General features: G+C 71.2%; 12 protein-coding genes. 6 read left to right on the top strand and 6 right to left on the bottom strand.

What is annotated here, in order from left to right; genetic code table 11:
- The 3 genes from ABD308_RS37765 to ABD308_RS37775 all read right to left on the bottom strand — a co-directional run.
- A partial coding sequence (locus ABD308_RS37765) for a carboxymuconolactone decarboxylase family protein (RefSeq protein ID WP_344345344.1) occupies positions 1–469 on the bottom strand: 469 nt, incomplete at its 3' end.
- A gap of 103 nt (positions 470–572) precedes the next feature.
- Positions 573–1,028, bottom strand: coding sequence for a VOC family protein (locus tag ABD308_RS37770; protein ID WP_344345346.1), 456 nt, complete (start codon positions 1,026–1,028; stop codon positions 573–575).
- A gap of 69 nt (positions 1,029–1,097) precedes the next feature.
- On the bottom strand, positions 1,098–2,096 hold the full coding sequence (locus tag ABD308_RS37775) for a LacI family DNA-binding transcriptional regulator (RefSeq protein ID WP_344345348.1): 999 nt from the start codon (positions 2,094–2,096) through the stop codon (positions 1,098–1,100).
- A 131-nt stretch (positions 2,097–2,227) separates the two neighbouring features.
- On the opposite strand from ABD308_RS37775, the gene ABD308_RS37780 reads away from it, so the two are divergent.
- From ABD308_RS37780 to ABD308_RS37800, 5 genes are all read left to right on the top strand, one after another.
- Positions 2,228–3,148 carry a ribokinase gene (locus tag ABD308_RS37780; RefSeq protein ID WP_344345350.1) on the top strand — a complete coding sequence of 307 codons (921 nt, stop codon included), beginning with the start codon at positions 2,228–2,230 and terminating at the stop codon, positions 3,146–3,148.
- Positions 3,149–3,188: 40 nt separating this feature from the next.
- A complete protein-coding gene (locus ABD308_RS37785; protein WP_344345352.1) occupies positions 3,189–4,535 on the top strand; it encodes an NtaA/DmoA family FMN-dependent monooxygenase in 1,347 nt (448 codons plus the stop codon).
- Positions 4,536–4,563: 28 nt separating this feature from the next.
- Positions 4,564–5,094, top strand: coding sequence for a flavin reductase family protein (locus ABD308_RS37790; protein WP_344345354.1), 531 nt, complete (start codon positions 4,564–4,566; stop codon positions 5,092–5,094).
- A complete protein-coding gene (locus ABD308_RS37795) occupies positions 5,087–5,563 on the top strand; it encodes a riboflavin kinase (RefSeq protein WP_344345356.1) in 477 nt (158 codons plus the stop codon). The genes ABD308_RS37790 and ABD308_RS37795 overlap by 8 nt, the downstream gene beginning before the upstream one ends.
- 116 nt (positions 5,564–5,679) lie before the next feature.
- Complete coding sequence (locus ABD308_RS37800) at positions 5,680–6,387, top strand: nicotinamide mononucleotide transporter family protein (RefSeq protein ID WP_344345358.1); 708 nt, start codon at positions 5,680–5,682, stop codon at positions 6,385–6,387.
- Between the two features lie 61 nt (positions 6,388–6,448).
- On the opposite strand, the gene ABD308_RS37805 is transcribed toward ABD308_RS37800, so the two are convergent.
- Genes ABD308_RS37805 through ABD308_RS37815 form a run of 3 tightly spaced genes read right to left on the bottom strand, consistent with a single transcriptional unit; the run spans position 6,449 to position 9,813 of the window.
- Entirely contained in the window at positions 6,449–7,171 is a 723-nt protein-coding gene (locus ABD308_RS37805; protein ID WP_344345360.1) for a pyridoxamine 5'-phosphate oxidase family protein, read from the bottom strand.
- Positions 7,168–8,580: a S10 family serine carboxypeptidase-like protein gene (locus tag ABD308_RS37810; RefSeq protein WP_344345362.1), complete on the bottom strand. Its 1,413-nt coding sequence runs from the start codon at positions 8,578–8,580 to the stop codon at positions 7,168–7,170. Before ABD308_RS37810 ends, ABD308_RS37805 begins: the two co-directional genes overlap by 4 nt.
- Positions 8,581–8,607: 27 nt before the next feature.
- The gene (locus ABD308_RS37815) at positions 8,608–9,813 is read right to left on the bottom strand and encodes a phosphatidylserine decarboxylase (protein ID WP_344345364.1); all 1,206 of its coding nucleotides are present in this window, start codon (positions 9,811–9,813) and stop codon (positions 8,608–8,610) included.
- Between the two features lie 117 nt (positions 9,814–9,930).
- Here ABD308_RS37815 and ABD308_RS37820 point away from each other — a divergent pair.
- Positions 9,931–10,181, top strand: a 251-nt coding sequence (locus ABD308_RS37820) for a hypothetical protein (protein ID WP_344345366.1), incomplete at its 3' end; no start/stop codon positions are given.

Here is a 10,181-nt window from a genome sequence, read left to right on the forward strand (position 1 = left end):
CGAACTGGCCGGGCTGGTACGCCCCGGCGGGCTGCTGGTTGATGACGTTGATCCGGTTGTAGGCGTTGATCAGGGCGATGAGCGAGATCAGCGCGGCCAGCTGGTCCTCGTCGTAGTGCTTGGCCGCCGCCGCCCAGGCCTCCTCGGTGACGCCGCCGGCGGCGTCCGCGATCCGGGTGCCCTGCTCCGCCAGCTCCAGCGCGGCGCGCTCGGCGTCCGTGAACACCGTGGCCTCGCGCCAGGTCGCCACCAGGTTCAGCCGCTGGGCGCTCTCGCCCGCGTGCGCGGCGTCCTTGGTGTGCATGTCGGTGCAGAAGCCGCAGCCGTTGATCTGGCTCGCGCGGATCTTCACCAGCTCCTGCGTCGCGTGTGGCAGCGCCGAGTCCGCCAGCGCCTTGCCGGCCGAGTTGAAGTGCCGCAGGACCTTCGCGCCGACGGCGTTGTGGAAGTAGTCGAGACGGGCGTCCATGAGGTGCTCCTCGTGTCGAAGGGATACACCGTGTTGACCGCTCCGCCCGCCGGAATGTGACGCGCCATCGGTGTGACCCGCGTCACGTCCGGGTTGCGCCGCGCTAGACGACGCAGAACTCATTGCCCTCGGGGTCCTGGAGGACGACGGCGTAGTACTCCATCTCCGGCTCGTCCATGATCCGCAGCACGGTGGCGCCGGCCCCGGTGAGCCGCTCCACCGTGGCGGTGACCCGTTCGGTGCGGACCGCAAGCGGCACCCCGCGCCCGCCGCCCACCTTCAGGTCGAGGTGTACCCGGTTCTTGACGGTCTTCGGCTCGGGGACCCGCTGGAACCACACCCGCGGCCCCCGCCCCGCCGGGTCGACGATCGACTCCGGCGCGTCCCCGGCGCCCTCGGGCAGTTCCTCGGCGGGCACCCCCATGTCCGACCAGTACTCCCGCCAGGTGGAGTGCCCTCCCGGCGGGGGCTCCGGCACGTAGCCGAGGGCCTCCGTCCAGAAGTCCACCAGCCTCCGCGGGTCGGCGCAGTCGATCACCAGCTGCAGTGTCATCTCCATGCCGGGAGGATGCCATCCGGGACCGACAATCCGTCACGGCCCGCTCCGCTCGGCGGGTTTGACGCCCGATCAGGATCCGGAGCCGGTGTCCGTCGAGGCGCGGACGACGAGCTGGGGCTGGAAACGCTCGACCCGCTCGGTCCGTTCGCGGCTCGGCGCCTGGAGCAGGGTCAGCGCGCGCTCGGCCATCGCGGAGAGCGGGTGGCGGATGGAGGTGATCGGAGGGTCGAAGAGTTCGAGTATCTCGGTGTCGTCGAAGCCGGTGACGGCGATCTTCCCCGGCACGGCGACCGAGGAGCGGTGCAGCGTGCTCACCAGTCCGACGGCGAGCACGTCCGCTCCGCAGACCACCGCGTCGATCCGGTCGCGCTGCTCCACGATGCGCCGCCCCGCCGTGCGGCCGGCGTCGGTGGTGAAGTTGGGCAGCAGGACGGTGGTGGCGCCGTCGCCCTGGAGCTCGGTGAAGGCCGCGAGGCGCTCCGCGCCCGAGGAGGAGGCCTGGTCGGCGGCGACCAGCGCGATCCGGTGACGGCCCGTCTGTTCCAGGTGCTCGACGAGCAGTCGGACGGCGGCCGCGTTGTCGAGGGTGACCGCGACGGTGCCCGACCCCTTGGCCCACCGGTCGAACAGGACGACGGGGCGTCGGGCGGCGGCGTGGCGGATGGCCGGGCCGGACTCGTTGGCCGACACCGGGACGACGAACAGGCCGTCGACCCGGCCACCGAGCAGGGTGTCGATCTGCTCGGCCTCGATCGCGGGGTCGTTCGCCGCGTCGGAGACCATCAGCGTGCCGCCGGCCGCCCGGACGTGCTGGGCGATGGCGTCGGCGAGCTGCACGAAGTACGGGTTGGCGAGCGTGGGGACGACCACGCCGATGGTGCCGGTGGTGCCGGTGCGCAGCGCCCGGGCCGAGTGGTTGGCCTGGTAGCCGAGCCGCCGGGCGGCCTCCTCGACCCGGCGGGCGAGCTCGGGGTCGACGTTGCGCGGCGTACCGGCGAGTACCCGTGAGGCCGTCGCGCGGGAGACGCCGGCGGCCTCGGCCACGTCGAGGAGTCGGGGCGCTGTCACGTGGGTGTCCTTCGGATGGGTGGGTGCTGGGGGGGCCACGACATCGGGGCGGTCTTTTCATGAGGAGGCTACTTGACGGCCGGGGGGTGCTGGTACAGCATGTCGGAAATCGATCTCCCAAAGGAGCGTCAATGCCGTCCATCACCGTCGTCGGTTCGGTGAACCGCGACCTCGTGCTGAGTGTCGAGGGCCTGCCGCACCCCGGCGAGACCGTGCTCGCGCGGCACTTCGCCGAGGGGGCCGGCGGCAAGGGCGCCAACCAGGCGGTCGCCGCCGCCCGCCTCGGATCCCGGGTGCGCCTGGTGGCCAGGGTCGGCGCGGACGCGGCCGACCTGCTGACCGCGCTCGCCGCCGAGGGCGTGGACGTCACCGAGGTGCGCACGGACCGGGGACACCCGACCGGACTGGCCGCGGTGGTCGTCGACGGCGAGGGCGAGAACACCATCGTGGTCAACCCGGGGGCCAACGCCGCGCTCGGCGTCGAGGACCTGCCCGAGCGGCTGGTCCGCTCCCTCGGCGAGGTGGTCCTGGTGCAGAACGAGATCGCCCCCGAGGTGGTCGACCTGGTGGTCCTGCGGACCCGTGAGCAGGGCGGGACCCTGGTCTTCAACCCCGCGCCGGCCCGCCCGGTCGACCCGGACGTGCTGGCGGCGGTCGACGTCCTGGTCCCCAACCTCGGTGAACTCGCCTCCCTGCTCGGCGCCGCCCGGCCCGCCGGCCTGACCGAGGCGCGGGAGCTGCTGGAGCACGCCGCGCTGCCGTGCCGGGCCGTGGTGGTCACCCTCGGGGCCGACGGCGCCCTGCTCCGGGAGGACCACCGCCCCGGTGTGGTCCACGTCCCCGCGCCGCACGTGGACGCGGTCGACACCGTGGGCGCCGGCGACACCTTCTGCGGCGCCCTCGCGGACTCCCTCGGCCGCGGCGCCACCCTGCCGGCCGCCGTCGAACGGGCCGTGCGCGCCGCCTCGCACGCCGTCACCGGCCTCGGCGCCCAGTCCTCCATGCCCTACGCCGCCCAGCTCGACGCCCCCTCCCTTCCCTCCGCCTCCTGACCCCCCACGGGCCCCTCACCAGCACTACGGAGAACCACCCATGAAGAACCTCAAGATCGGCCTGTTCGAGAACGCCCAGACCAACGCGAGCGGCACCGCCACCTGGCGCCACCCCGACAGCCGGCGGCACCTCTTCGACACCCTCGGGTACTGGCGCGAGCTCGCCACGATCTGCGAGGACGCCAAGCTGGACTTCCTCTTCCTGGCCGACGCCTGGGGCTGGTCGGAGATCGACGGCACCCGCCCGCCGATCGCCACCGAGGAGACCCTCGACCTGCCGCGGCTCGACCCGGTGGTCGTGGCCTCCGCGCTGCTGTCGACGACCACCAACCTGGGCCTGGTGATGACCGGCTCCGTCCTCGTCGAGCCGCCCTACGCGTTCGCCCGCCGGATGGCCACCCTGGACCAGCTGTCCGGCGGCCGGATCGGCTGGAACGTCGTGACGACGGGCACCGCCGACACCGCGGTCAAGGCCTTCGGCATGGAGATGGTGGCGCACGACGACCGCTACCGGATGGCCGAGGACTTCCTCGACCTCGTCTACAAGTACTGGGAGGGCGCCTGGGAGCCGGACGCGCTGGAGAAGGACAAGGAGGGGTGCTTCGCCGATCCCGCCAAGGTCCACCTGGTGAACCACGAGGGACCGTTCTTCCGCTCGCAGGGCTACGGCAACACCGCGCGCTCCCCGCAGGGCACCCCGGTGCTCTTCCAGGCCGGGGCCTCGCCCGCGGGCCGCCGGGTCGGCGGACGGCACGGCGAGTGCATGTTCGTCGGCAGCGGCTCCGTCCAGCAGCTCGCCGGGCACACCGCCTCGATCCGGGAGGAGGCGGTCAAGGCGGGCCGCCGCGCCGACCAGGTCAAGGTGATGTCGGCCTTCTCCTGCGTCGTCGGCGCCTCCACCTCCGACGCCGAGCGCCGCTACCAGCGGATCCTGGACGCCCAGCGCCCCGAGGTCACCGTCGCCAGCTACGCCATGTTCACCGGGCTCGACCTCTCCTCCTACGCCCCGGACACGCCCATGACGGAGCTGTCCACCGAGATGTCGCAGACCCAGGTGGCCCGCTTCGCCGGCAAGACGGTCGGCGACGTGCTCGCCGACTGGCACACCCACGGCGTCGGCGCGCGGCCGGTCGTCGGCACGGCCGAGGAGATCGCCGACGAGATCTGCGCCCTCGCCGAAGGAGCCGACCTCGACGGCTTCCTGCTCTCCCCGGCGGTCCAGCCGGCCTCGACCACCGAGTTCGTCGAGTCGGTGCTGCCGATCCTGCGCGAGCGCGGCGTCTTCCGCGGCGAGTACACGGAGGGCGAGAGCCTGCGCGAGCGGCTCACCGGCGCGGACGACCGCGCGCTGCCGGCCAGCCACCCGGCCGCCCGCTACCGGCACTGAGAACAGCACCCGCGAGGAGAGGATGTCGATGACCATGGCCACCCTGGCCCCCGAGCCGGCCGGAACCTCCGCGCCGGCGGAGCTGGACGCGGCGACCCTGCGACAGGCGTTCGGGGCCTACCCGACCGGTGTGGTCGCGATCAGCGCGATGCGCGGGGACGAGCCGGTCGGCTTCGCCGCGAGCTCCTTCGTCTCGATCTCGCTGCAGCCGCCGATGGTCGCCGTCAGCGTCGCCCGCACCTCCACCACCTGGCCGCGCCTGGCGCAGGCGCCGCTCCTGGGGCTGAGCGTGCTCAGCCACGGCCAGGGCGCGCTCTGCCGGCGGCTGGCCTCCCGCGAGGGCCGGCGCTTCGACGGCGTCGCGTGGTCGTCGACGCCCGAGGGCGCCGTCCTGATCGAGGACGCCGCGCTCTGGCTGACGGCCAGGGTGGGCGCGACCTACGACGGCGGCGACCACGAGATCGTGCTCCTGGAACTGATCAGCGTCGAACTCTTCGACGGCGTGGAGCCGCTGGTCTTCCACACCAGCCAGTTCCGCGAGCTCCTGCCCCATGCCTGAGTCCCCCGGGCCCGCGACCCCGGCCGCCCGCCCGCACCTCACCGGCACGGTGGTGCACGGCGCCGGCCGGGGCCACGGGCTCGGGTTCCCCACCGCCAACATCGCGGCCGGTCCGGACTCCCCGGTCCCGCCGGCCGCGGTGTACAGCGGCTGGGTGCTCCGCCACCGCACCGGCGCCGTCCACCCGGCGACGATCAGCGTCGGATCGAACCCGACCTTCTGCGACACCGCCGACGTCCACGTCGAGGCGTACTGCCACGACCTGGCGGAGGACGTCTACGGCGAGCGGGTCACCGTCTGGTTCGCCGCCCGGATCCGCGACACCGTCAAGTTCCCCTCGCCCGCCGACCTGGTGCGCGCGGTGCGGGAGGACGTCAGGCGGTCCGGGGCCGTCCTCGCCTCGGACCACGGGCGGCGCGTCCGCGAGGACGCGCTCGCCGCGCACCGCCGCACCACCACCTCCTCCTGAGGCCCCCCGCACGGCTCCTGCCCCCCCACCACCGTGCCCCGCGCCTCGTCACCGGTCCCGTCCCGGGCCGCAGCTCACACCCAGGCTTGTTCCCCCAGCAAACAAAGGTGTAGGTCATGAGCGCTCTCGAATGGCTGAACGACCAGTTCAGCTTCTTCGGCATCCCCGTCTACTGGTCCGACTTCCTCGGCAACATCCTGGCGCTCGCGACCGTCTGGCTCGCCCTGCGCCGCTCGCTGGTCGCCTGGCCCGTGCAGATCCTCGGCTCGGTCCTGCTGCTGATCGCCAGCCTGAACGTCCACCTCGGCGGGAACGCCGCCCGGCAGGTCGTCATCATCGCCTCGGCCTCCTGGGGCTGGGCCACCTGGCGGCGCAGCCGGCAGCAGGAGGGCACGATCAACGTCCGCTGGGCCTCCTGGCGGGAGCGCGCGGTCCTGATCGCCGTCATGGCCGTCGGCACGTTCGCGTTCGCCGCGGTGCTCAAGGCGAACGACGCCTCGTTCTACCCGGGCGCCCCCTGGTGGATGGTCCTCGCGGACGCCTGGATCTTCGTCGGCTCGATCCTGGCGATGTACACCCAGGCCCGCCGGTACGTGGAGTTCTGGTTCGTCTGGCTGGCCGTCGACCTCGTTGGGGTGCCGCTCGCGATCCACTCCGAGCTGTACTTCTCCGGCATCGTCTACGGGATCTTCTTCGTCATGGTCCTCATCGGGATCCGCGACTGGGCCTCGCGCAGCAAGGGCCAGGAGATCGCCTCCCCGCTGGAGCCGGCCGTGGTCGTGGAGGGCCGCACCGACGCCACCACCACGACCACCGGCTCGTAGCGCGGCCACGGCCACGCCCTGCGAGCGGCTCCCCGGCTCGCAGGGACGTGGCGTCGGTGCGCTACGTGGTCCTGCCGATCAGCCTCCGGACGGACTCGGGCGGGTCGGCGTCCTTGTCCTTGACGTGCGAGTCGGGGACGGCCAGCCCGTACACCTGCCGGATCGGGAGCACACCGCCCCAGATGCCGAGCTTCCGGTCGTCCTCGCTCTCGTGCTCGGGCTCGGCGGCCGCGTGCCTCTTGATCCGCACCGTCGCGTTCTCCGTCAGGCTGACGGAGAGGACCTCGACGGTGGGGGTGTGCTCCCCGTCCGTGTCCAGTTCACCGCCCTTGCCGTCCTTGATCGGGCGCAGCTCGGACCAACGGCCCGGGATGACCTGGTCGCAGAGCGCCTCGAACGCCTTCGCCCGGTTCGCCGGATCGACCTTCCGCGCGACGCCGTCCACCACCACGGAGCGGTAGTTGAGGGAGGTGCTGATCGCCGCCCGCCCGACGAGCAGGCCGTCGAGCAAGGTGACGGCCAGGCAGACGGGGACCCCGTGTTCGCTCCACAGTTGCCGCAGCGAGGGCTCCAGCTTGGTCTGCGGCGGCCAGTAGACCGAGCCGTGCAGATAGATCAGCTTCTGGTCCGCCTCCTCGTGGTAGGCGTAGACCATGGGCACGCACCTCGGCCTGCCGGTCGAGGGATCGACGTGGGCGAGGGAGCAGACGTAGCCCTTCCTGAGGACCGCCGTGGCCGCCGCCAGGTCGGCCGTCTCCTTCGTCCGCTTGAAGTGCTGGTTCATGCCGCCTCCTTGTCTGCGTCCTCCTGGGCCTTGTCGAGGATGGCCTGGACCACGCCCGTCGGGTCCTGGCCCTGGAAGGGGCGGTCGAAGAGCCAGTTGTAGAGCATCTCCCGGGAGATCTGCGGCTGGTAGTACGGCACTTCGTGCCCGGAGTCCGGTACGGCGACCTGGGTGACGTTGTCCAGGGTCCGGACGAAGCCCTTCGGGTGCCCCTGCGCCTGCTTCCAGATCAGCCGCTTGGCGTTGCCCCAGCCGTCCTTCATGATCTCGGCGAGAATCTCCTCGGTGCTCTGGTAGCCGCAGGCGGTGTCGAAGTCCCCGGTGTAGAGCAGGACCTTGTACTTCTCCTTCGCGTGGATGAGGTCGGCGTACAGAGGGGAGGCGTCCGCCATGATGTCGGCCTTCAGCGCGGTGGCCACCGGCCCCGAGTTGTCCGCGAACTGCCATTCGTGCTCGGCGTGCACGGCCTCCTTGACCTGGGTGCTGTTGAGGTAGGCCGGCAGCGAACCCACCGACAGGTCGTCCCAGCGCCGCGCGTCGTAGACGTCGAAGTTCCCTCCGAACGCCAGCACGGCGTTGACCAGGCCGTTGCCGAGGTCGGTGGCCTTCCTCATCCGGCCGGCCTTGAGGGCCTCCTGGAAGTCGACGTAGGCGAAGTCCAGGGCGGCCTTCTGGTTCAGGCCGAGGAATCCGGACGCGTAGGCGTAGTCGATCATGACGCGGACCGAGAGTTCCGGTTTGATCCAGCCGTTGCCCACGGCGATCCCGCGCAGGTTGAGGTGCGTCCCGGCGTGGCTGCCGTTCTGCTCGTGGATCCTCTTGGCGATGTACGGCACGTACTTGCCCGCGTAGCTCTCACCGCAGACGTACAGCGGACACGCCAGGTACTCCGGATAGGTGTCGAAGAACCGCTGGAGCGCCTGCCAGAACATCAGGCTGAGGGTCTCCTCGTCCTCGACGTAGACGTCCTCGGTCTCGCAGTAGCTGTATCCGGCGCCGACGGGCTGGTCCCAGTAGAGGACGTGGGCCTCCTGGTTCCAGCTGTCGGGGCTGACCGAGATGGATCCGGCGGCGTCGTCACCGACGCGCAGCGGGCCGTTCTCCAGGAACAGCCCCGCGAGCGAGGAGGCGCCGGGCCCGCCGTTGAGCCAGATCAACAGGGGCGTCCGCTCGATCAGCTCCTTCTGCTTGTCGGCGTCGAGATGGGGGTCGCAGGTCTGGCTTTCGAAGAACCAGTGGAACAAATGGCTCTTCGCCGGTCCCGGGCCGTCGACGTCCGCGTACCCGGCGTAGGAACGGGCGGTCTTCGGGAGGCCTTCCTCCTCCTTCTTGCCGGGATCGGGGAAGAAGTGGAGCGTCTGCGTGTGGGCGACGTTCGCCGGGATCGAGTACACGGGCTGACGGGGCATGGGTCACCTTCCGTGGCGGGTCGGGGGTCAGGCCGTCGGCGAGACGCGACCGGGCAGCGGGCGGACGTAGCGGTCGATGTAGCGCTCGGTGTGCGCGACCTCCTGGAGGACCCCGATGCGCTGGCCCAGGAGGAGCTGGAGCGCGGGGAACCGCTTCTCCTCGAACAGCAGGATGTTCAGCGAGCCGCCGTACTGGAAGTAACCGATCTCGTCGCCCTTCTTCACCTTGACCGGGGCCGACTCCGCCGTGATCCTCCGGAACGGATCGCGGAACCGCACGGAGCCGATCGAGTTGAGGCCGACGGGGACCAGACCGACGTAGCCCTCGCCGTCCGGGTGCCCGTTGTGGTCCAGGTACGGCGTCTTGATGATGGCGTAGCCGCGGCGGAAGTCCTCGAACAGGCTGTAGTCGTACCCGTAGCCGACGTTCCCCTTGTTGAGCAGGTCGGGGAAGTCCCGGATCCCGTAGTAGACGCCGCCGATGTCGTCGCGGGACTCGACCACCTCGCCGCCGACCGGGGCGTGGTAGCGGTGGTAGGTGTCGGGCATGAGGATGCACGACACGGCCGTGCCGCCGATGAACCTCTCGGCGTACTCGGAACCGTCGAGCAGCCTGCCGACGCTCATGGTGACGGCCGCCTTGATCGGGAGCGGCGTGTCGGGCGCCAGATTGTCGACGATCATGTTGATGATGCAGTCGGTCGGGGCGGTCACGACGCTGGGGTCCTCGGGGTGGTCGATGGTCCGCGCACCGGTCCTCAGTTCCCTGATGAAGAACTTGTTGAGGGTCGACCAGTCACCCTCCTTGAAGTCGGCCATCCGCTTCGGGCCGAGTTCGTCGATCCACTGCTGGACCAGCTTCCCGGAATCCTCGGAGTCCATCTGCCGGCCCTGCAACTGCGTGAAGTCGGCCAGTACGTCACGTCCTGATTCGCTGGTCACGAACGCGAGCCCGGCGGCGTTCTCGTAGCTGATCCAGCTGAATCGGCGGATGTACTTCAGGCCGTCGGAAATGGGCTGCTTCCAGCCCCAGTCGTACCATTCGACGAAGAATTCCGCGAGGTCCTTCCCGTCCGCTCCCCGCCAGTCCTTGTAGACGTCCGAGTCCGGGTACACCGTGGGCGGCGTCAGACCCCTGATCGCGGCGTCGAACTTCTGCCGGAAATCGCCGCCCTCGTCGGCGTAGAGCCGCTCGACCTTCTCCCTGAACTCCTTGATGTTCTGCGAGGTCATCTCTGTTTCCTTCCGTGCGCTGGGATTCCCCGGGCGCTGCTGCGCCCTCACCAGTACGTCCCGATCCACGGGGAACCGCGCCCGCGGCTACGCCGTTCGTCTGGAAACCACCTCCGCGTGGCGGTACGCCGCGTGTCGCTCCCGGCCGCGGGTGGTCCTGAAGTAGCAGATCCGCAGGGGCACTTCGGCGGGGGAGGCCGGTACCGCCGGCGGACGCGCCCGGCCGTCGCGGGCGCCTACGGTCTCCCCGACCGCCCGCCGAGCCCCCCGAGGGGAATCACCGTGATCCGCGCCGCCAAGCCGGCCGCCGCCCTGGCGGCGCTGGCCTTGACCGTCCTCACCGCGTCGGCCGCGTCGGCCGCGCCGGC

Origin of the sequence: Kitasatospora putterlickiae (genome assembly GCF_039527695.1) — a bacterium.
Classification (GTDB): Bacteria; Actinomycetota; Actinomycetes; order Streptomycetales; family Streptomycetaceae; genus Kitasatospora; species Kitasatospora putterlickiae.

Coding starts and splice junctions, on each gene's coding strand:
- ABD308_RS37770 (WP_344345346.1), bottom strand. CDS start 1,028: ATGGAGATGACACTGCAGCTGGTGATCGACTGCGCCGACCCGCGGAGG.
- ABD308_RS37780 (WP_344345350.1), top strand. CDS start 2,228: ATGCCGTCCATCACCGTCGTCGGTTCGGTGAACCGCGACCTCGTGCTG.
- ABD308_RS37785 (WP_344345352.1), top strand. CDS start 3,189: ATGAAGAACCTCAAGATCGGCCTGTTCGAGAACGCCCAGACCAACGCG.
- ABD308_RS37790 (WP_344345354.1), top strand. CDS start 4,564: ATGACCATGGCCACCCTGGCCCCCGAGCCGGCCGGAACCTCCGCGCCG.
- ABD308_RS37795 (WP_344345356.1), top strand. CDS start 5,087: ATGCCTGAGTCCCCCGGGCCCGCGACCCCGGCCGCCCGCCCGCACCTC.
- ABD308_RS37800 (WP_344345358.1), top strand. CDS start 5,680: ATGAGCGCTCTCGAATGGCTGAACGACCAGTTCAGCTTCTTCGGCATC.
- ABD308_RS37805 (WP_344345360.1), bottom strand. CDS start 7,171: ATGAACCAGCACTTCAAGCGGACGAAGGAGACGGCCGACCTGGCGGCG.
- ABD308_RS37810 (WP_344345362.1), bottom strand. CDS start 8,580: ATGCCCCGTCAGCCCGTGTACTCGATCCCGGCGAACGTCGCCCACACG.
- ABD308_RS37815 (WP_344345364.1), bottom strand. CDS start 9,813: ATGACCTCGCAGAACATCAAGGAGTTCAGGGAGAAGGTCGAGCGGCTC.